This is a genomic window from Streptomyces sp. NPDC055632, from assembly GCF_053618675.1.
The window spans coordinates 352751-375712 of sequence record NZ_JBSHHY010000004.1; the positions used below are offsets into that span (position 1 = coordinate 352751).

Consider the following 22962-nt stretch of genomic DNA (forward strand, 5'->3'; position numbering starts at 1 on the left):
TCACACCGTCGCGGCGGCCCCGCACCCGGCGCGCACGGTCGTAGGGTGCCCGTGTGCACAGTGTGGAACTGCTGCCCGACGCGTCGACCGAGCGGGCCGTCCGGGAGGCGTGGCGGCGGCTGGCGGACGCCGGTCTGCCGAGCCTGGCCGGGCACCGCCATCCGACGAACCGGCCCCACCTCACCCTCGCCTCGGCCGACGCCCTGCCCGCGGAGGTGCGCGCCCGGCTGCTCCGGGTGCTCGCGGAGGCGCTGCCGGTGCCCCTGCGCCTCGACGGGTTCGCGCGGTTCTCCGGCCGGTTCCGCGTCCTGGCGTGGGCCGTGCGGCCCGACGACGCCCTGCTCCGGCTGCACGGGGCGGTGTGGCGGATCCTGGGCGAGGCGCCGGAGAGCGGCAGGCCGCATCCCCTCCTCGATCCGGCCCGCTGGGTCCCCCACGTCACGCTCGGCCGCGCGCGCGACGCCTCCTGGGACGTGCCGGCCGACGAGGTGTTCTCCTCGTCGGCCGGCGCGCCGGCGGGTGTCGTGACCGGGGCGTGGACGGCCGCCCGCAGCTACGACTCGGTCACCCGTACGGTGGAGGGCCTGGCCCCCTAGGGCGTGTCCGGGGCCGGCAGGAAGCCCGTCCCCCGGAAGTAGGCCAGGTAGCGCACGAGGACCTCCTCCGTCAGGGCCGGTGGGTGTACGCCGAGTTCCGCCGCCGCGGCGGCCGTGCGGCGGGAGTCGAAACGGCGTCCGTCCACGTCCACCCCTCCCCCGGCGCCCCCGCCCTCGCCCAGGAACAACTGGGCGGCGTTGTCGGGGCGGGCCGCGACGAGCGCCCGCCACTCCTCGGCGGGCACCCTGCGCAGCTCGTGGCCGAGCGTCTCGGCGACGGCGAACACCCGCTCCAGGTCCGGTGCGTCCGGATGGGTGAACTGGAAGGTCTCCGTGCCGTCGCGTCCGGCCGTGACGAGCGCCACCACCGCCGCGCTGACGTAGTCCACGGGCACCCAGCCCGTCGATCCGTGCGGCAGGTCGGGGACCGCCTTCGCCTGGAGGCAGCCCTTGATGAGCTGCCACAGCAGGTCGCGGTCCTGGCAGGCGCCGGTGGTGGTGTCGCCGCTGATGCGGCCGGGCCGGTGGACGGTGACCGGGAGGCCGCGTTCGCGCGCCAGGCCGACCAGTCCCTCCGCGACCCACTTGCTCTGCGCGTAGCCGTCGGGCAGGTCGTCGGCCGGGCCGGGCGGCGTCGTCTCCGTGACCGTCACGGGGCCGGCCGACGGGGCGTGGACGCTCGTCGTGGACACGTAGTGCATGCCGGGCGAGTCGGACTCGGCGAGCATCCGCAGCAGTTCCCCGGTCCCGGCGACGTTCGCGGCGCGCAGGTCGCCGTAGCCGGCCGCGAAGTTGACCCGGGCGCCGTTGTGCAGCACGGGGCCGAGCCCGCGTACGAGCGCGGTGCGGGCCTCCGGAGCGAGGCCGAGGCCCGGGGCGGCGAGGTCGCCGGGCACGGCGCGGATCAGGCCCTGGTAGCGGTCGCGCCACAGGCCGTACCGCCGCAGGTTCTCCCGCAGCCGGTGTACGCCGTCCCGTTCGTCCGACGCCCGGACCAGGCAGTCGACCGGTTCGCCGGTCGTCTCGATCAGGTCGCGCAGCAGGAACGCGCCGAGGAAGCCGGAGGCGCCTGTCAGGAAGGGCCGGGGCGAGGGGCGGGAGGGGCGCCGTCGCGCCGGGTCCGCCGGTGCGGGCGTCCGTCCGGCGCCGGTGACGTCCCCGGGGAGGCGGACCTCCGCCGCCCAGTCCACCGGTCGGGGCCCGTCCGGCGGGGCGGTGCCGTCCTCCGGGTCCGCCAGGAGGCGGGCGACGCCCTCGACCGTCGGGGCGGCGAACAGGGCGCGCAGCGACAGGCGCCGGCCGCACTCCTCCTCGATCCGCCGGGCCAGGGTCACGGCGAGCAGGGAGTGCCCGCCGTGGGCGAAGAAGTCGTCCGTGACGCCGATCCGGGGCACTCCGAGCGTGCTCGCGAACACCTCGCACAGGGCCCGTTCGCGGTCCGTGCGCGGCTCGCGTCCGCCGGTGCGCGGCTCCTCGGGCGCCGGCAGGGCCTTGCGGTCCGTCTTGCCGTTGGGCGTGAGGGGGAGCGCGTCGAGGCGTACGTGGGCGGAGGGGACCATGTGGTCCGGCAGGACGTCCGCCAGGCGGGCCCGCACCTCGGCCGCGTCGGGTCCTGCCGTCCCCTCGGCGGGCACGGTGTAGGCGACCAGGCGGCGGTCGCCGGGGCGGTCCTCCCGCACGACGGCGCAGGCGGCGGCGACGCCGGGCAGCGCGGTGAGCGCCGCCTCCACTTCGCCGAGCTCGATGCGGAAGCCGCGCAGCTTGACCTGGTCGTCGACGCGGCCGGCGTATTCGAGCTGTCCGCGGTGGTTCCACCGGGCCAGGTCGCCGGTGCGGTACATCCGGCCTCCCGCCCGGTCGAACGGGTCGGCCACGAACCGGGCGGCGGTGAGCCCCGGCCGGTCGTGGTACCCGCGGGCCAGGCCCTCGCCGGAGACGTACAACTCCCCCACCACGCCGGGCGGTACGGGGGCGAGGCGGTCGTCGAGGACCCGGACCCGGGTGCCGTCGACGGGCGCTCCGATCGGCACCGTGCGGTCCGGGGCGAGCGGGCCGTCCGTCTGCTGGAAGCCGCTCATGGTGGCGCAGACGGTGGTCTCCGTGGGGCCGTACGCGTTGACGAGGTGCCGTCCGCGCGCCCAGGTCCGGGCGAGGGCGGGTGGGCAGGCCTCGCCGGCGAGGACGATCGTGGTCCCGGCGGGGAGCGAGTCCGGCGGCATCACCGCGAGGGCGGCCGGCGGGAGCGTCAGATGGGTGATGCCGTGGTCGCGGACCCGGGCGGCGAGGGCCGGTCCGGGCAGCAGGGCGTCGCGCTCGTCGATCTCCAGGCAGGCCCCGGAGAGCAGGGCCATGCACAGCTCCCAGAAGGCGGCGTCGAAGCTCACCGACGCGAGGTGCAGGACCCGGCTGCCCGGGGTGAGCCGCAGCCGTTCCCGCTGGGTCGCGGCCATCGCCCCGACGCCCCGGTGGGTGACGACCACGCCCTTGGGGCGGCCGGTGGAGCCGGAGGTGTAGATGACGTACGCCGGGTGGGCCGCGTGCGGGACGGACAGGGGGACGGACGGGTCCGGGGCCGGTTCGCCGTCTCCCGGGTACAGGTGCGGGACCGTCGTGCGCGGGAGGCCCGGGTGGAGTTCGGGGGTGGTGAGCAGCAGGCGGGGGGCCGCGTCGTCGAGCATGTGCGCGAGGCGGGCGGCCGGGTAGCCGGTGTCGAGGGGCAGATAGGCCGCGCCGGCCTTGAGCACGCCGAGCAGGGCGACCACCAGGTCGTTGCCCCGGGGCAGTGCCACGGCGACCCGGTCCTCCGGGCCGATGCCCCGCGCGGCGAGCCGCCGGGCGAGGGCGTCGGCGCGCGCGTCGAGTTCGCGGTAGGTCAGGGTGGTGTGCGCGTCGCGGACGGCCGGGGCGTCCGGGGTCCGCCGTACCCACCGGGCGAGGAGGTCGGGGAAGGTCTCCTCCGGCAGGTCCCGGCGCGGACCGGTCCCCCACCGGACGAGGCGCGCGTGTTCGGCGTCGCCGAGGACGTCGTAGGCCTGCAGGGGCAGTCCGGGGTCCTCGGTGACGGCGCCGAGCAGGCGGACGAGCCGGTCGGCCAGGCCGCGCACCGTGTCCGCGTCGAAGAGTTCGGTGGCGTAGTCGACGGAGGCCCGCATGCCGCCGGGCGCGTCCTCGCCGCCGGGCGTCTCCACGAAGGTGAACGCCAGGTCGAACTTGCTGGCGCCGAGGTCGACCGGCATGGCGTGGACGGTGAGGCCGGGGAGGTCGACGGGGGCGGCGGGGGTGTGGTTCTGGAGCACCAGCATCGTCTGGAACAGCGGGTGGTGGGGTGCGCGCGCCGGGTTGAGGAGTTCCACGAGGCGTTCGAAGGGGACGTCCTGGTGGGCGTGGGCGGACAGGTCGAACTCCTTGACGCGGTCGAGGAGTTCGCGGAAGGTCGGGTCGCCGCTCAGGTCGGTGCGCAGCACGAGCGTGTTCACGAAGAAGCCGACGAGGTCGGCGGTGGCCTCGTCGGTGCGTCCGGCGACGGCCGTGCCCAGGGGGACGTCCTCGCCGGCGCCGTGCCGGGAGAGCAGGAGCGCCAGGGCCGCCCGGAGCACCATGAAGACGCTGCACCCGTTCGCGCGGGCGAGCGCGGCGATCCGCCGGGCCGTGGCGTCGTCGACGGCGAAGTGGTGGGTGGCGCCCCGGTGCCGGGGCGCGGGGGGACGCGGGCGGTCCCGGGGCAGTTCGACGCATTCGGGCAGTCCGGCCAGGGCGTCCCGCCAGAAGGCGAGCTGGCGCGAGAGCGGGCTGTCGGGGTCCGTGTCGTCGCCGAGGAGTTCCCGCTGCCACAGGGTGTAGTCGGCGTAGTCGACGGGCGGCGGGGTCCACTCCGGGGCCGTTCCGCCGAGGCGGGCGCGGTAGGCGGTGCCGAGGTCGCGGAGGAGGGGGGCCAGGGACGAGCCGTCCGCGGCGATGTGGTGGACGACGAGGACGAGGACGTGGGAGTCGTCCGCGAGCCGCAGCAGGGTGGCCCGCAGGGGCAGTTCGCGTTCGACGTCGATCGGTTCGGCCACGGCCGCGGCGATCCGGTCGGCGCGCTTGTCCTCGTCGACGGAGTCGAGGAGGAGCACCGGCCGGGCGTCCTCGGGCGCGAGGACGTGCTGCACCGGGTCGCCCGCCCGCTCGGGGAAGACGGTGCGCAGGGGGGTGTGGCGGGCGACGACGTCGTGGAGGGCCCGGCGCAGGGCGTCCACGTCGAGCGCGCCCTCCAGGCGTGCCGCGAAGGGGATGTTGTACGTGGCCGAGGGGCCGTCGAGCCGGTGGAGGAACCACAGCCGCCGCTGGGCGTACGACAGGGGGAGCGCGTCGGGCCGGTGCCGCGGGACCAGGGGCGGGCGGGCCGGGCGGGCGGCGTCCTCCAGGGCGGCGGCGAGCGAGGCGACGGTGGGGTGTTCGAAGAGCGTGCGGATCCCGGTCTCGGCGTCGAGCGCCGTGCGGATCCGGCCCACGAGCAGGGTGGCGAGCAGCGAGTGGCCGCCGAGCGCGAAGAAGTTGTCGTCGGCGGCGACCCCCGGCAGACCGAGGACGTCGGCGAACAGTCCCGCGAGGATCTCCTCGCGGGCGCCGCGCGGGGCCCGCCCGGTCGTGTCCGGCGCGGTGGCGGGCGCCGGGAGGGCCGCCCGGTCGAGCTTGCCGTTGGGCGTCAGCGGCAGCTCGTCCAGGGTCTGCACGGCCGAGGGCACCATGTACGCGGGCAGGCGGCTGCCCAGGTGGGCGGTGAGGGCGGCCGGGTCGGGCGTGCGGCCGGGGGCCGGGACGACGTAGGCGGTCAGGGCGCGGTCGCCGGGCAGGTCCTCGCGGACGACGACGCACGCGGCGCGCACCGACGGGTGGGCGCGCAGGGCGGCCTCGATCTCGCCGGGCTCGATGCGGTGGCCGCGCAGCTTGACCTGCTGGTCGGCGCGGCCCACGTAGACGACGTCTCCGCCGGGGGTGCGGCGGACGAGGTCCCCGGTGCGGTACATGCGGCCGCCGGCCGGGTCCGAGGGGTCGGCGACGAACCGGGCGGCGGTCGTGCCCGGCTGTCCGAGGTAGCCGCGCGCGACCCCCGGTCCCGCGAGGTACAGCTCGCCCTCGGCGCCGTCCGGCACGGGGTGCAGCAAGGCGTCCAGGACGAGGGCGCGCACGCCGTCGAGCGGTCGTCCGACGGGCGGCGAGCCGTCCGGGTCCTCGTCGGCGGTGATCCGGTGCAGGAGGGCGAAGGTGGTGGCCTCGGTGGGGCCGTAGGCGTTGAGGACGCGCGTGGCGGGGTGGGCGGCGGCGAGCCGCTGGAGCACTCCGGGGGCGGCGGCCTCCCCTCCGGCGGCGGCGAGGCGGAGCAGGCCGAGGGCGCCCGGGTCGGTCTCGGCGAAGACGTTGAACAGGGCGGTGGTGAGGAACGCCGCGGTGACGCCGTCCCGGGCGACCAGCTCCCTGAGCCGCTCGGGCTGGAGCACGCCGTCCGGTGCCACCACGATCCGGCCGCCGCGCAGCAGCGGCACCCAGATCTCGAAGGTGGCGGCGTCGAAGACGTAGGCCGAGTGCATCAGGACCGCGTCGGTCGCGCCGTCGCCCCAGGTGCGGTCGGCCGCGAGCGCGGCGACGTCGGCGTGGGTGACGCCGACGGCCTTGGGCAGGCCGGTGGAGCCGGAGGTGAACATGGTGTACGCGAGCCGGGCGCCGCCGACGCCGGCGGGCAGCGGGGCGGGGGCGGCGGGGCGGCCGTCCCGGACGCGGCCGGCGGCGTCCACGGTCACGATCCGCGTCCCGGGGCCGAGCGTCCGCACCCAGGGGTGCGTGCGGTTCGCCTCGTCGACGACCAGGAGGCGCGGGGCGGCGGCCCCGGTCACCCGGGTGAGCCGGTCCTCGGGCCAGCGGGGGTCGAGGGGCACGTAGGAGGCGCCCGCGCGCAGGACTCCGAGCGGGGCGGTGACCTGGGCGGCCGAGCGGCCGAGGAGGAGGCCGACGCCCTCCTCGGCGGTCGCGCCGAGGCCGGTCAGGGTCCCGGCCAGGTCGTCGGCGAGGGCGCACAGCTCCCCGTACGTGAGCCGTTCGCCGGCCCCGGCGACCGCGACCGCGTCCGGGCGGGCGGCGGCGTGCCGGGCGACGGCGTCCGGGAGGCCCGTGGTGAGCACGGCGGCCGGGAGGGCGGCGCCCTCGCCGCGGGCGAGCAGCGTCTCGCGCTCGCCGTCGAGCAGGACGGACACGGAGTCGGCCGGGCGGTCGAGGCCGTCGGCCAGCGCCGTCAGGAGGGCGCGCATCCGGGCGACGGTGCGGGCCGTCTCCTCCCGGTCCAGGGCGCCGGGGCGGAAGCCGAAGGTGACGCGCAGCGCGTCGCCGGGGGCGATGGTCAGGGTGAGGGGGTAGTGGGCGGCGTCCGTGCCCTCGAACCCGGTGACGGTCAGGCCGGGCAGGCCCTGCCGGGCGGTGCGCAGGGTCTCCTCGTCCAGCGGGTAGTTCTCGAAGACGGCCAGGGTGTCGAAGAGCGTGTCGAGGCCGGTCGTCGCGCGTATCTCGGTCAGTCCCACGTGCTGGCTGCCGAGCAGCCGGCCCTGTTCGTCCTGGAGCCGGGTGAGGAGTGCGGCGAGGGTCTCGCCGGGGCGGAGGGCCAGGCGCACCGGCACGGTGTTGATGAAGAGGCCGATCATCGACTCGACGCCGGGCAGCTCCGGCGGGCGGCCGGACACGGTCGTGCCGAAGAGGACGTCCCGGCGGCCGGTGAGCCGGGAGAGCAGCAGGCCCCAGGCGCCCTGGACGAGGGTGTTGAGGGTGAGCCGGTGGGTGCGGGCGGCCGTCCGTAACCGCTCGCTGGTCGCCGTGTCGAGTTCGAGGACCAGGGTCTCGGGCAGTTCGTCCGCGCGGGCCGCGTCCGCCGTGCCGCGCCCGGCGAGCAGCGTCGGCGCCTCGACGCCCGCCAGGGCGGTGCGCCAGGCGTCGAGGGCGGCGGGCTCGTCCTGCCCGGCCAGCCAGGCGAGGTAGGTGCGGTACGGGGTGACGCGGGGCAGGGTGAGGTCGTCGCCCCGGTGCGCGTACAGCTCGAACAGCTCGCGCACGAGGAGCGGCATCGACCAGCCGTCGAGCAGGATGTGGTGGCTCGTCATCACCAGGCGGTGGCGGTCGGGTCCGGTGCGCAGCAGGGAGAACCGCATCAGCGGCGGGGTGGCGAGGTCGAAGCGCCGGGTGCGGTCGGCGGCGAGGAAGGCGCGGACCCGCTCCTCGGTCGTCCGCCCGTCGTCCGGGGCCGTGAGGTCGTGGTGTTCGAGCGGCACCGGGACCTCGGCGGCCACGGCCTGCACCGGTTCGTCGAGGTCCTCGTGGAGGAAGCCCACGCGCAGGTTGGCGTGCCGGCGCAGCAGGGTGCCGACGGCGGCGTGCAGCGCGGTCGTGTCGACGGTGCCTTCGAGGGTGAAGGCGAACTGCGCGGTGTAGACGTCGACGGCGTCGGAGTCGTAGAGCGCGTGGAAGAGCATGCCCGCCTGCAACGGCGTCAGCGGCAGGACGTCTTCGAGCTGGAACCCGGTCACTTGCGGCCACCCCACTTGTTCTTCAGTCGGTCGAGCTGGTTCTGGTCGAGGGAGACCAGGGGAAGGTCGGACGGCGTCCAGCCGCCCGCGTCGGGCCGTTCGGCGTGTTCGGCGATCGCGTTCAGGGCCCGGTCGAAGGCGTCGGCGAGGGCCGTCACGTCCTCCTCGGCGAGGAGGTCGGCGGGCCAGGTCCAGCGCGTCACGAGGCGCGGCCCGCCGGGCCGGTCCTCGGTGTGGGCGTTGATGTCCAGGACGTGGTGGACCGGCATGTCCCGGTCCTGGGCGGCCGGGCCGCCGCCGTCGAGCACCACCTGCCAGTCGGCGTCCCCGTCGCCCGCCGGGTCCTCCGCCGCGTACCGGCCGAGGTAGTTGAAGCCGATCTGGGGTTCGGCGGCGCCTTCGAGGCGGGCCCGCGCGCCGGGGTCGAGGCGGCGCAGCACGCCGTGGCCGATGCCGTGGTCCGGCACGGCCCGCAGCTGCTCCTTGACGCGTTTGACGGCCCGGTCCACGAGGTCGGCGCCGAAGCGGGCGGGGTCGCGCGGGTCGAGGGGGCCGGGGTCGAGCAGGACCGGGTGGAGGCTGGTGAACCAGCCGACCGTACGGGACAGGTCGAGGTGTCCGGCGATCTGTTCGCGGCCGTGGCTCTCCAGGTCGAGCAGCACGCCGGTGCCCTCCGGGCGCGGTGCGCCGGTCCGGTCGGCGCGTTCCGCGCGCCAGGAGCGGACGGCGAGGGCGAGGGCCGTGAGCAGGACGTCGTCGACGCCGGCGTGGAAGGCGCTCGGGGCGGTGGTGAGCAGCGCCCCGGTGCGGGCGGCCGCCGGGTGGGTGGTCAGGGTCCGGGTCCGGCCCGCGGTGTCCCGCGCGGGGTCGAGGGGCCGGTCGGCGAGCGGCGGGTCGGACGCCCGCGCCACCGTCTCCCACAGCGGGAGTTCGGCCGCGCGGGTGCCTTCCCGGGCCTGGGCGGCGAGGAGCCGTGCCCAGGAACGGTAGGAGGTGGTGACGGGCGGCAGGACGGGGGCGGTCGCCCCGGCGGGGGCTTCCGGCGCGGGACCGGTGGCGGCGGGGGCGTGTGCCGGGCCGGTGGCGGTGGTTTCCGGCGCGGGACCGGTGGCGGCGGACACGGCGCGCCAGGCCGTGGCCAGGTCCTCGACGAGGACGCGCCAGGACACCGCGTCGACCGCCAGGTGGTGCACGACGAGCAGCAGGCGTCCGCGCGTCCGGGGGCCGGCGTCGCACCAGACCGCCTCGAACACCTCGCCGTGCGCGGGCCGCAGCCGTTCCCTGGCCCGCTCGCCGGCCTCGGCGAGGGCGGCGCGGACCCCGTCCGCGTCCCGTCCCGCGACGTCGATCCGGGTGAGGCGGGGGCGGACCGGCACGGTCCCCCCGGGCAGGGTCTCCAGGGCCGGTTCTCCCCCGGCGGTGCGGGTGACCCGCACCCGCAGCATGTCGTGGTGGTCGACGAGGAGCTGGAGCGCGGCGGCCAGGCGCTCCTCGTCGGCGTCCTCGGGGGTCCGCAGCACCGCGGACTGGTTGTAGCCGTCCGTGGGGCCCGGCCGGTCCAGGAACCAGGCGGCGATGGGGGTGAGCGGCATGGTGCCCACGCCGTCGTCGGCCGGGGCCGGGGTCCGTCCGTCGAGCTCCTCGGCGGCCGCCGCGATCGCCTCCGGCGTGCGGTGCAGGAAGACGTCCCGGGGGGTGATGCCGAGCCGGTTCTCGCGGACCCGGCTGACCAGCTGGATGGAGAGGATGCTGTCGCCGCCCAGGGCGAAGAAGTCGTCGTCGGTGCGGACGCCGGGCAGGCGCAGCACCGTGGCGAACACCTCGCACAGGATCCGCTCCCGCTCGGTGCGCGGCTTCCCGCCGTCCCGTCCGGCCTCCGCGGAGGGGCGGGCTGGCGCCGGGAGCGCGCGCCGGTCCGTCTTGCCGTTGGGCAGCAGCGGCAGCGCGTCCAGGGGGACGAAGACGGCGGGGATCATGTACGGCGGGAGGGACGCGGCAAGCCGTTCCCGGAGCGCGGGGGCGTCGGGGACGCCGGGACCGCCGGGTTCGGGGACGGTGTAGGCGACGAGGCGCTGTTCGCCGGGCCGGTCCTCGCGGACGAGCACGGAGGCGGCGGCGACGCCGTCGAGCGCGGTGAGGGCGGCCTCGATCTCGCCGGGCTCGATGCGCAGGCCGTGCAGTTTGACCTGGTCGTCGGCGCGGGCCACGTAGACCAGGAGGCCGTCCGCGGCGCGGCGGACGAGGTCGCCCGTGCGGTACATCCGTGTGCCGGGAGGTCCGAACGGGTCGGCGACGAACCGTTCGGCGGTCAGGCCGGGGCGGCCGAGGTAGCCGCGCGCCAGGCCCTCGCCGGCGAGGTACAGCTCGCCCACGACGCCCGGCGGGACCGGGGCGAGCCCGTCGTCCAGGACGTACGCGCGGGTGTTGTCGACCGGCCGGCCGAGCGGCACCGTGGCCGTGTCCCGGGTGCCGGACGCGGCCGGGGCGGACGTGCTCGTGCCGGACGCGGTCGTGTCGGACGCGGTCGTCGTGCCGGACGTCGCCGTCGTGCCGGGCGCCGTCGGGTCGGCGGTCCGGTGGCGGTGGGCGGTGGCGTCGATGGTCGCCTCGGTCGGCCCGTACAGGTTGTGCACCTCGGCGCCCCAGGCGCGTCCGGCGCGTCCGGCCAGGGACGCGGTCAGCGGCTCGCCGCCGCACAGGACGGCCCGGAGGGCGGCCGGCGGTTCCTCGCGCCCGGTCTCGCCGAGGACGAGGGAGAGGAGCGAGGGCACGAACTGGGCGATCGTCACTCCTTCCTGTCGCATCCGGGCGAGGAGTCCGGCCGGGTCGTGGTTGAGGGACGGTGGCACGGGGCAGGTCGCGCCGCCGTGCAGCAGCGGCAGCCAGGTCTCCCACACCGAGGCGTCGAAGCTCGGCGAGGTCCGGGCGAGGACGCGGTCGGCGTCGGTGAGGGACAGGTGGTCGGCCATCCACGCCATGTGGTTGGTGAGCGCGGCGTGGGTGACGACGACGCCCTTGGGGCGGCCGGTCGATCCCGAGGTGTGGATGACGTAGGCGGCGTCCCGCGGGTCCGGTACGGCGTCCGGTACGGGCTCCGTACCGGCTTCCGCCGCCTCCGGGCCGTCGACGACGAGGACGGGCACCGGCAGGTCCGGCAGCGTCCGCAGGGTCGCCGTCGAGGTCACGAGGAGGACGGGCCGGGCGTCCTCGACCACGAAGCCGAGCCGGGCGGCGGGGTACTCCGGGTCGACCGGCAGCCACGCGGCGCCGGTCTTGGCGACCGCGAGCATGGCCACCACCTGGTGGGCGGTGCCGGGCAGCGCGAGCGCCACCACGTCCCCGCGGCCGACCCCGCGCCCGCGCAGGAGGCGCGCCACGGCGTCGGAGAGTTCGTCCAGTTCGGCGAAGGTCGTGTTCCGTTCGCCGTCCCGCACGGCGACCGCCCCGGGGGTGCGGTCGCGCTGGGCGCGGAACGCCTCGGGCACGGTCCGCGCCCGCACCTGCCGGGCGGGGCCGTGTCCGCTCCGGACGAGCGCGGCCCGCTCGTCCGCCGTCAGGACGTCCGCCGTGCGGATCCGCCGGTCCGGGGCGGCGGCGAGCGAGCCGAGGAGCCGGGTCAGACGGGCGGCGAGGGCGTGCGCGGTGGAGTGCGCGAAGAGGTCGGTGGCGAACTCCAGGTTCCCGTCGAGGCCGGCGGGGCGGCCCTGCTCGTCCCGGCGCTCGGTGAACGTGAACGTGAGGTCGAACTTGCTGATGCCGGTGCGGACCGGCTGCTCCGCCACCGTGAGGCCCGGCAGGTCCACGGTCGCCCCGCCGTGGTTCTGGAGCACCAGCATGGTCTGGAACAGCGGGTGGCGGTTCTGGGCCCGCTCGGGGTCGAGCGCGTCCACCAGGCGTTCGAAGGGCACGTCCTGGTGGGCGTAGGCCGCGAGGTCGAACTCCCGCACCCGGTCGAGGACCTCGGCGAACGTGGGGTCGCCGCTCAGGTCGGTGCGCAGGACCAGGGTGTTGACGAAGAAGCCGACCAGGTCGTCGAGCGCCTCGTCGGTGCGCCCCGCGACGGGCGTGCCCAGCGGGACGTCCTCGCCGGCGCCGTGCGCGCGCAGCAGGACCGCGAGCGCGGCCTGGAGCACCATGAAGAGGCTGCATCCCCGGGACCGGGCGAGGTCGGCGAGGGCGCGGTGCGTCGCGGCGTCGACCGGGAAGGGGAACGCGTCGCCCCGGTGCGTGGCGACGGCCGGGCGCGGCCGGTCGAGCGGCAGGTCGAGGAGGTCGGGCAGTCCGGCGAGCGCGGTCCGCCAGAACTCCAGCTGCCGGGCGGCCGTGCCGGACGGGTCCTCCTCGTCGCCGAGGAGTTCGCGCTGCCACAGGGTGTAGTCCGCGTACTGGACGGGGAGTCCGGCCCAGGCCGGGTCCTCCCCCGCGACGCGGGCGCGGTAGGCCGTGCCGAGGTCGCGGGCGAGCGGGGCGAGGGACCAGCCGTCGCCCGCGATGTGGTGGACGAGGAGCACCAGGACGTGGGAGTCGTCCCCGAGGCGGAGCATCCGGGCCCGCACCGGCCGTTCGGCGCCCACGTCGAAGGCGTACGCGGTCTCGGCGCCGAGGGCCGCGTCGAGCAGGTCCGGTGCGACGTCGCGGGGCGTCAGGTCGATGTCGGCGCCGGCGGCGTCGAGGACCCGCTGCCCCGGCACGCCCGCGGTGTCGGGGAAGACCGTGCGCAGGCTCTCGTGCCGTTCGACCACGTCCGTGAGGGCGCGGGTCAGGGCGTCCGTGTCCAGCGGGCCGTCCAGGCGCAGGACGAGCGGCACGTTGTACGTGGAACTCGGGCCCTCGAAGCGGTGGAGGAACCACAGGCGCTGCTGGGCGTAGGACAGCGGCATCGGGTCGGGCCGGCGGGCGGCCCGTCCGAGCCGTGCCCTGGCCGCGCCCGCGCCGTCGAGGGCGGCGGCGAGGGCCGCGGGCGTCGGGTGCTCGAAGACCGTTCTGACCTCGGTCTCCACGTCGAGCACGGTGCGCAGCCGGGCGGCGAGGCGGGTGGCGAGCAGGGAGTGGCCGCCGAGGGCGAAGAAGTCGTCGTCGGCGCCCACCGTCCGCAGGCCGAGCAGATCGGCGAAGAGGCCGCAGACGATCTCCTCGCGGGCGGTGCGCGGGGCCCTGCCGCGGGCCGGGGCGTCGTGGTCGGGCGCCGGGAGGGCGGCGCGGTCCACCTTTCCGTTGGGGGTGAGCGGGAAGGCGTCCAGCGGGACGATCGCGCCGGGCACCATGTAGGCGGGCAGGGCGCGGCCGACCTCGCGGGCGAGTGCGCCGGGGTCGGGCCGGGCTCCGGCGGCCGGCACGACGTAGGCGACGAGCCGGCGGTCGCCCGGCACGTCCTCGCGGACCAGGACGAACGCGTCGGCCACCTCGGGGCGGCCCGCGAGGACGGCCTCGATCTCGCCGGGTTCGACGCGGTGGCCGCGCAGCTTGACCTGGCCGTCGGCGCGGGCGACGTAGGCGATGTGCCCGTCCGGGGTCCAGCGCACGAGGTCGCCGGTGCGGTACATGCGACCGCCGTCGGCCGCGAAGGGGTCGGCGACGAACCGGGTGGCGGTGGCGCCGGGGCGTCCGGTGTAGCCGCGCGCCACGCCGCGCCCGGCGAGGTACAGCTCGCCCGTCACGCCCGGCGGGACCGGGCGGAGGGCGTCGTCCAGGACGTGGAGCCGCATGCCGTCGAGGGGGCGGCCGATGGGCGGCGGCCCGGCCGGGAGGTCGCCGGCGACGGCGTACCGGGTGGCGAAGGTGGTGGTCTCGGTGGGCCCGTAGACGTGCAGGACGCGGGTCTGCGGGGCGAGCGAGGCGACCCTCTGCATCGCGTCGGGGGAGGCGAGTTCGCCGCCCGCGCACACCGTCCGGAGCCCGGCGAAGACCCCGGGGTCGGTCTCGGCGATGACGTTGAACAGGGCGGTCGTCAGGAAGACGGCCGTCACCCCGTGCTCGTGGACGGCGTCGTCGAGGGTCCGGGCCTCCAGGAGCCCGTCCGGTGCCACGACGACCCGTCCGCCGTTGAGGAGCGGGGTCCAGATCTCGAAGGTGGAGGCGTCGAAGACGTACGCCGAGTGCATCAGGACGGCGTCGGCGGCGCCGTCCGCCCAGGCCGCGTCGTGCGCGAGGGCGACGACGTCCGCGTGGCCGACGCCGACGCCCTTGGGCAGGCCGGTGGAGCCGGAGGTGAACATGGTGTAGGCGAGGGCGTCCGGGGCGGGTACGGGCGCCGGGGTGCCGGGCCGGGCCGGGGCCCCGCGCAGCACGCGTCCGAGCCGGTCCACGACGACGACCGGCAGGCCGCCGGCCCGTGCGGTCACCCAGGGGGAGGCGGCGTTCTCCTCGTCGACGACCAGGACGCGGGGCTCCGCCACGGCGGCGACCCGGTCGAGCCGTTCGCCGGGCCAGCGCGCGTCCAGCGGCACGTAGGCGGCGGCCGCGCGGACCGTGCCGAGGGAGACGGCGACCACGGCGGGCGACCGGCCCAGGAGCACGCCGACGGAGTCCTCGGGTCCGACGCCGAGACCGGCGAGGTCGGCGGCGAGACCGGCGGAGATCCGGTCGAGTTCGGCGTAGGAGAGGGTGGTGGCGCCGTCCGCGACGGCCGGCGCGTCGGGGGTGCGGCGCGCCCACCGCGCGAAGAGGGCGGGCAGGGTGGCGTTCCCGGCTTCGGTCCCGGTGTCGGCTCCGGAGCCGGCTCCTGCGGGGAGGGCGCGGCCGGTGCCCCAGCGGGTGACGCGGAGGCGTTCGTCCGGGGTGAGCGGGTCGTGTCCGGACAGGCGCCTGTCCGGGTCGGCGGCCACCTGTTCGAGCAGCCGGACGAGCCGGGCCGCGAGCGCCTCGACGGTGGCGCGGTCGAAGAGCGCGGTGGCGTACTCGATGCCCGCGCTCAGGCCGCTCCCTTCACCGCCTCCGGCCCTCTCCGCGCCCCCGTCCCCGTCCCCGTCCCCGTCCCCGTTCTCGTCGAACGCGAAGGTGAGGTCGAACTTGCTCAGGCCGTTGTGGACGAGCCGGTGTTCGACGGTGAGACCGGGGAGGTCGGGGCGGACGGGCCGCTGGTTCTGCAGGACCAGCATGGTCTGGAAGAGCGGGTGGTGGTCCCGGGCGCGGACGGGGTTGAGGCTCTCGACGAGCCGCTCGAACGGCACGTCCTGGTGGGCGTGGGCCGTCAGGTCGAACTCCCTGACTCGGTGGAGCAGTTCGCGGAAGGTCGGGTCGCCGGACAGGTCGGTGCGCAGGACGAGCGTGTTGACGAAGAAGCCGACCAGGTCCTCCAGGGCCTCGTCGGTGCGGCCGGCGACCGGCGAGCCGAGCGGGACGTCGTCGCCCGCGCCGTGCTGCCGCAGCAGCGCGGCCACGGCCGCCCGGAGCACCATGAAGAGGGTGCTGCCGGAGGCGCGGGCCAGGTCGAGGAGGGCCGTGTGCAGGGCGGGCGGCACGTCGAAGGCGACCACGGCTCCCCGGGGGTCCGCGACGGCGGGGCGGGGCCGGTCCAGGGGCAGTTCGAGCAGTTCGGGCAGGCCCGCGAGCGCGCCGCGCCAGTGGTCGAGCTGCCGGTCGAGGACGTCGCCGTCCTCCCGGAGGAGGTCGTGCTGCCAGAGGGCGTAGTCGGCGTACTGGAGCGGGGTGCCGGCCGCGGGTCCGGGCGCCCGGCCGGCGAGCCGGGCCCGGTAGGCGTCGCCCAGGTCCCGGGTCAGCGGCCCCAGGGACCAGCCGTCGCCCGCGATGTGGTGGAGGACCAGGACCAGGACGTGGTGTTCGGGGGCGGCGCGCAGCAGCCGGGCGCGCAGCGGCGGGTCGGTGAGCACGTCGAACGGTTCGCGCACGGCGGCCAGGACGGCCGCCTCCAGGTCCGTCGGCGCCGTGCTCTCGACGGGCGGCCGGGGTACGGCGGTGGCGGCGGGCAGCACCACCTGGTGGGGCACTCCGTCCCGTTCGGGGAAGACGGTGCGCAGCGACTCGTGGCGCTCCACGACGTCGAGCAGGGCGGCGCGCAGGGCGTCCGCGTCCAGCGTGCCGCGCAGTTCCAGGACGAGGGGGACGTTGTAGGTGGAGCCGGGCCCTTCGAGGCGGCCGAGGAACCACAGCCTGCTCTGCGCGAAGGACAGCGGCAGGGGGTCGGGGCGCCGCCGGACGGGCGTCACCGCGGGCCGGGCCGGTGCCGCCGGGTCCAGGACCCGGGCGAGGGCGGCGGCCGTCGGGTGCTCGAAGAGGGTGCGTACGGCCAGGTCGGCGCCGAGGACGGAGCGGATCCGGCTGACGACGCGCATCGCGAGGAGGGAGTGTCCGCCGATGTCGAAGAAGCTGTCGTGCGGTCCGACGGACGGGCGTTCCAGGACGTCGGCGAAGATCCCCGTGACCAGGTCCTCGCGGAGGGTCCGGGGGCCCGGTCCCGTCCGGTCCGGGTCCTCGTCGGGGACGGGCAGGGCGCCGCGGTCCACCTTTCCGTTGGGCAGCAGCGGCAGCGCGTCGAGGACGACGACCGCCTCGGGCACCAGGTGGTGCGGCAGGGTCCCGGCGAGCGCGTCCCGCAGGGCGGTGGCTCCCGGCGCCGGGTCGGCGACGGCGGCGTACGCGACGAGCCGGGGGCGTCCCGGGGTGTCCTCGCGGACCACCGCGCAGGCGGCCGTGACGCCGGGCAGGCCGAGGAGGGTCGCGGCCACCTCGCCTGGTTCGATCCGGAAGCCGCGGAGCTTGACCTGGTCGTCGGCGCGGGCGACGTAGGCGAGCCGCCCGTCGCGGTCCCACCGGACCAGGTCGCCGGTCCGGTACATGCGGGCGCCGGGGGCGTCGAAGGGGTCGGCGACGAAGCGGGAGGCGGTGAGTCCCGGGCGGTCGAGGTAGCCGCGGGCCAGGTTGGGGCCCGACAGGTACAGCTCTCCGGTGACGCCGGGCGGCACGGGGCGCAGCCGCTCGTCGAGGACGTAGGCGCGCATCGCGTCGACGGGCCGCCCGATGGGCACGGACCCGCCGGGTGCCGGCGCGGCCTCCGCCGGGTCCACCCGGTGCGCGGTGGCGTCGATGGTCGCCTCGGTCGGCCCGTACAGGTTGTGCGGCTCGGCGTGCCACCGGGCGGCGACGGCGTCGGCGAGGGTGCGCGGCAGGGGTTCGCCGCCGCAGAGGACGGCCCGCAGGGCGGGCGGCGGTCCGGCCTCGGTCTCCTCGGCGAGGACGAGCGCGAGGTGGGAGGGGACGAACTGGGCCACGGTGACGTCGAACCGGCGCATCCAGGAGAGGAGTTCGCGCGGTTCGCGGTTGGCTCCGGGGGGTGCCACGCAGACCTCGGCGCCCTGCGTGAGCGGCAGCCACAGCTCCCAGACGGAGGCGTCGAAGCTGGTGGAGGTGCGGGCGAGGACCCGGTCGTCCCGGGTGAGGTCCAGATGGCGTGCCATCCAGGCCATGTGGTTGGCGAGGGCCTCGTGGGGGACGACGACGCCCTTGGGGCGGCCGGTCGACCCGGAGGTGTAGATGACGTAGGCGGCGTCGGCCGGGTGGGGCGCGGTCGGATCCCCGGCCCCGGCCCGAGTGGCGGAATCGGAGTCGCTCGTGGCCGGACCGGAGGCGCTTACGCCCTGGTCCGTGGCCCGTACGGCCGGGTCGTCCAGGGAGAGCCGGGGTATGCCGCCCGTCGGTATGCCGGCGGGGACGTCCGTCCCGGTGAGGAGCAGTACGGGGCGTGCGTCGTCCAGCATCTGGCGGATGCGGGCGTGCGGGTACTCGGGGTCGACGGGCACGTAAGCGGCTCCGGCCCGCAGCACGGCCAGCATGGCGACCGCGGTGTCCACCGAGGCGGGGACCGCGAGCGCCACCAGGGCGCCGCGGCCGGCGCCGCGCTCGCGCAGCACGTGGGCGAGGGCGTCGGCCCGCGCGTGCAGTTCGGCGTACGTGAGGGTGGTGCGGGGGTCGCGCACGGCGGGCGCGTCCGGGGTGCGGGCGGCCCACTCCCCCACGGCCTCGGGCACGGTGAGGGACGGCAGCGGGCGCCGTTCGCCGCGTCCCCTCTCCAGGAGGTCGGCGCGCTCGTCCGGGGTGAGCGGGTCGAAGTCGCCGACGGCGCGGTCGGGTTCGGCCACGGCGAGGGCGAGGACGCGGGCGAACCGGTCGGCGAGCGCGCGGGCGGTGGACCGGTCGAAGAGCTCCGTGGCGTATTCGAGGTGGCCGCCGAGCCGGACGGCGGCGGGGCGGCCTCCCGTGCCGCCGGTGTCCGGGGCCCCGGGGGTCTCCGGAGCCTCCGGGGCTTCCGGGACCTCCACGAGCGAGAACGTCAGGTCGAACTTGCTGATGCCGGTGTGCCGGGACCTGTCCCGTACCGTGACGCCGGGCAGGTCGAGCACGGCCGCCCGCTGGTTCTGGAGCACCAGCATGGTCTGGAAGAGCGGGTGGTGGCCGCCGGACCGGTCCGGGTTGAGCTCCTCGACCAGCCGCTCGAACGGCAGGTCGGCCCGGTCGAAGGCCGCGAGGTCGAACTCGGTCACCCGGCGCAGCAGTTCGCGGAAGGCCGGGTTGCCGGACAGGTCCGTGCGCAGCACGACGGTGTTGACGAAGAAGCCCACCAGTTCGTCCAGGGCCTCGTCGGTCCGGCCCGCCACCGCGGTGCCCAGCGGGATGTCGGTGCCCGCGCCGTGGGCGCGGAGCGTCACCGCGAGCGCGGCCTGGAGGACCATGAAGGGCGTGCAGCCCGTGTCGCGGGCGAGGGCGCCGAGCCGCGCGTACGCGTCGGCGGGCAGGTCGAACGGCACGGCGTCGCCGCGGTGGTCCGGGACCGCCGGCCGGGGCCGGTCCAGGGGCAGTTCGAGGAGGTCGGGGGCGCCGCGCAGGGCGTCGCGCCAGAAGTCGAGCCGGCGTGCCACCGGGCTCTCCGGATCGGCGTCGTCGCCGAGCAGTTCCCGCTGCCAGAGGGTGTAGTCGGCGTACTGGACGCGCAGTTCGGGCCAGTCGGGCGCGGTGCCCGTGGTCCGGGCGCGGTAGGCGGATCCGAAGTCGCGGCAGAGCGGGGCCAGCGACCAGCCGTCGGCGCCGACGTGGTGGAGCACGAGGACCAGGACGTGCCGGTCGGGGCCGGTGGCGAGCAGCCGGGCGCGCACGGGGAGGTCGGTGGTGAGGTCGAAGGGCGCCGAGGTCAGCCGGCGCACCGTCCGTTCGGCCCAGTCGCCGGCCGGTTCGCCCGCCGGGGGCGTCTCGACGGCGAGGGGGACGAGCGACGCGGCGGTCCGCGCGTCGGCCACGACCTGGCGGGCCGCGCCGTCGTGCTCGGCGAGCACGGTGCGCAGGGTCTCGTGCCGGGCGACCACGTCGGCGAGGGCGCCGCGCAGCGCCCCGGTGTCGAGGGGGCCTTCGAGGTCGAGGACGAGCGGCACGTTGTAGGTGTCCCCCGCGTCCTCGGCACGGTTGAGGAACCACAGCCGCTGCTGGGCGAAGGACGGCGGGAGCGGATCGGGCCGGTCCCTGGGGACGACGGCGGGCCGGGCCTCCCCGGCCGTTCCGAGGGTGGCGGCGAGGGAGGCCACCGTGGGGTGGGCGAAGAGGTCGCGCAGTTCGGTGTCGGCGCCCGTCGCGGCCCGCACCCGCGAGACGAGCCGGGTGGCGAGCAGGGAGTGGCCGCCCAGGGAGAAGAAGTTGTCGTCGACGCCCACGGCGGGCACGCCGAGGACGTCGGCGAACAGGCCCGCGAGCACCTCCTCCTGCGGGGTGCGCGGGGCGGACCCCTGGGTGGCGGGGGCCTGGGGTGCGGGCAGGGCCCGCCGGTCGACCTTGCCGTTGGCGTTCAGGGGCAGCGCGTCGAGGAGGACGAACGCGGAGGGCACCGTGTACGCGGGCAGGACGCGGGCGAGGGCGTGGGCGAGTCCCGGGCCGTCCGGGCGCGTGCCGGGGGCCGGTACGACGTAGGCGACGAGCCGGCGGTCGCCCGGCGCGTCCTCGCGGACCAGGACGCGTGCGTCGCGGACGTCGGGGCGGGCGAGCAGGGCGTTCTCGATCTCGGCGGGTTCGATCCGGAATCCGCGGAGCTTGATCTGTCCGTCGGTCCGTCCCGCGTACTCGACGTCCCCGTGCGCCGTCCAGCGGGCCAGGTCGCCGGTGCGGTACATCCGGCCGCCGTTCCCGTCGTACGGGTCGGGGACGAAGCGGACGGCCGTGAGGCCGGGCCGGCCCAGGTAGCCGCGGGCGACTCCGGCGCCGCTCACGTACAGCTCGCCCACGACGCCGGGCGGCACGGGGCGGAGGGAGTCGTCGAGCACGTACAGGCGCGTTCCGTCGAGGGCCCGGCCGATGGGCGGGACGCCGGGGGCGCCGGGCCCGACCCGGTGGCGGGAGGCGAACGTGGTGGTCTCGGTGGGTCCGTACACGTGCAGGACGTGGGTCCCGGGGGCCGCGGCGGCCATCCGTCCCATCAGGTCGGGGGCGGCGGCCTCGCCGCCGGCGGCGACCAGGCGCAGGCCCGCGAAGGCCGTCGGGTCGGTCTCGGCGACGACGTTGCAGAGCGCGGTGGTGAGGAAGACGGCGGTCACGCCGTCGCGGGCGGTCGCGTCCTTGAGCCTGCGGGCGTCCAGGAGGCCTTCGGGGGCGACGACGACCCGGCCGCCGTTGAGGAGCGGCACCCAGATCTCGAACGTGGAGGCGTCGAAGACGTACGCCGAGTGCATGAGGACCGCGTCGCCGGCGCCGTCGGTCCAGACGGAGTCGGCGGCGAGGGCGAGGACGTCGGCGTGGCCGACCCCGACGCCCTTGGGCAGGCCGGTGGAGCCGGAGGTGAACATGACGTACGCGAGCCGGTCGCCGCGGAGGGGTCCCGGCAGCGGGCCGGGCCGTTCCGGACCGCCCCGGAGGACGGTGCCCGTGCGGTCGACCACGAGGACGGGCAGCCGGGTGGCGGCCTCCTTCACCCAGTCGCGTCCGGCGGCGTCCTCGTCGACGACCAGGGCGCGGACACGGGCGGTCCCGGCGACGCGGTCGAGGCGTTCGGCCGGCCAGTCGGCGTCCATCGGCACGTAGGCGGTCCCTGCCTGCACGGCGCCGAGCGAGGCGGTCACGACGGCGGCCGAACGGCCCGCGAGGACGCCGACCCCGTCCTCGGCGCCGAGGTCCCAGCCGGTGAGGGCGCGGGCCAGGGCCGTGGCCCGCTCCGCCAGTTCCCCGTACGAGAGGGTGGTGGCGCCGTCCGCGACGGCGGGGGCGCCGGGGTTGGCGCGGACGCGTGCGGCGAACGCCTCCGGCAGGCTCGTGGCCGTGGTCCCGGCCGGGAGTGCCGCGCCGCGCCCGTGGTCGAGGAGCGCCCCGGCGGCCTCCGCGTCGAGCAGCGGGAGGTCGCGCACGGGCGTGTCGGGGTCCGCGTCGGCGAGCGCGGTGAGGAAGCCGACCACGGCCTGCTGGTGGAGCCGGACGTCGTCGGGGTGGTAGAGCGCCGGGTTGGTGTCGAAGCCGATCTGCGGGCCGGTTCCCTCGGCCCGTTCGGAGACGAACAGGGACACGTCGTCGACGGGGCCGAGGGAGAGCAGGCGGGAGGCGGCGGGGCTGCCGGCGAAGTCCAGGTCGTAGCCGTATCCCATGATGTTCACGACGAGGTCCGTGAGCCGTGCCGCCCCGTCGGCCAGGTTCAGTTCGCGGGCCAGCTGTTCGCGCGAGAAGCGGCGGTGGCGCAGGGCTCCGCGCATCTCGGCGGCGACGCTCCGGACGAGTTCCCCGACCGTCGTGCCGGGGTCGACGGTCAGTCTGAGGGGCAGGACGGTGGAGGTCATCCCGACCACGTGCAGGAGTGCGCCGTGGCGGCCGTGGGAAGCGAGGCCCACACAGACCTCGCGGCGTCCGGTGACCCGGGCCGCGTAGGCGGCGACCGCCGCGACGAGGACGGCGCTCCAGGTGGTGCGGTTGCCGGCCCCGAGCCGTCGCAGCCCGTCGAACACGGGCAGGGGGAGGGTCTCGCCCGTGTGGAGGGCGACGGCGCCGGGACCGGACGGGTCGTCGTTCCCGGGGCGCCCGCCGTCTTCCGGCCGGTCGGTGCGTCTCCTGAGGAGGGGCGTCCCGTCCGTGCCGCCGACTCCGTCCGCGGCGCGGTCGGAGAATCTGTCGGTCCAGTAGGCGCGGTCCGCCTCCAGCCGGCCGGAGGCGCGGTGGGCGGCCTCGTCGGCCACCAGGGCGTGCAGGGGGCCGGTGGGCGGTTCCAGTGCCGCGAGGTCCTCGCCGCGCGCCGCACGCGCGTAGAAGTCGGCCACGGTCCGGGCGAAGAGCGAGCCGCCGAGGCCGTCCACGGCGATGTGGTGGTAGCGGACGTACCAGTAGTGGAGCCGTGGGCCGAGCCGGAGCAGGGCGAAGTGGTGGTGCGGCGCTTCGAGGCGGTCGACGGTGGCCATGTCGTCGGCCATGTACCGTTCCGCCGCCGCGACGGGGTCGTCGGCTCCGGTGAGGTCCAGCCGGTGCAGCCGGTCGGTTTCGGCCGCCGGGCGGAGGACGCGCTGGCGGACGGGGCCGTCCTCGGCGACGAACGCGATGTTCAGGCTGTCGCAGAGGTGGGCCGCCCGGTTGAGAGCGGCGGAGAATAATCTCTCGTCGAGCCCTCCGTGAATCTCCAGGCATTCCCCGATGTTGTATTTGGGGCTGTCCGGGTCGACCAGTTGGCCGTACCACACACCCTGCTGGGCCGTAGTCAGTTCGAGGAATTCGGGGGTGGACTCGCCCGACGGAAAGGAGTGGTCTTCAGGCATGCCGACGACACCTTCGGTGAGGTTTTCAGGGGACGTTTGAGCGGAGTTCGGGCATTCGGCACGAGGAGATCGCCAGGGTTTTCTTCCGCGCGGCGGCACGCACGG

3 protein-coding genes are annotated in these 22962 nt (G+C 76.6%); 1 reads left to right on the top strand and 2 read right to left on the bottom strand.

All coding sequences use genetic code 11. From position 1 onward, the window contains the following. Positions 1–53 precede the first annotated feature (53 nt). Positions 54–596 carry a 2'-5' RNA ligase family protein gene (locus ACWGSR_RS09100; RefSeq protein WP_453564860.1) on the top strand — a complete coding sequence of 181 codons (543 nt, stop codon included), beginning with the start codon at positions 54–56 and terminating at the stop codon, positions 594–596. Here ACWGSR_RS09100 and ACWGSR_RS09105 read toward each other — a convergent pair. Both ACWGSR_RS09105 and ACWGSR_RS09110 read right to left on the bottom strand, forming a co-directional pair. Further along, the gene (locus tag ACWGSR_RS09105; protein ID WP_453564862.1) at positions 593–8140 is read right to left on the bottom strand and encodes an amino acid adenylation domain-containing protein; all 7548 of its coding nucleotides are present in this window, start codon (positions 8138–8140) and stop codon (positions 593–595) included. The two genes, ACWGSR_RS09100 and ACWGSR_RS09105, sit on opposite strands and share 4 nt — an antisense overlap. Then, positions 8137–22857 carry an amino acid adenylation domain-containing protein gene (locus tag ACWGSR_RS09110; RefSeq protein ID WP_453564864.1) on the bottom strand — a complete coding sequence of 4907 codons (14721 nt, stop codon included), beginning with the start codon at positions 22855–22857 and terminating at the stop codon, positions 8137–8139. Before ACWGSR_RS09110 ends, ACWGSR_RS09105 begins: the two co-directional genes overlap by 4 nt. Between the last annotated feature and the right edge of the window lie 105 nt (positions 22858–22962).

Excerpts from the sequence above, each read along its gene's own strand:
- ACWGSR_RS09110 (WP_453564864.1), bottom strand. The coding sequence starts at position 22,857 with ATGCCTGAAGACCACTCCTTTCCGTCGGGCGAGTCCACCCCCGAATTC.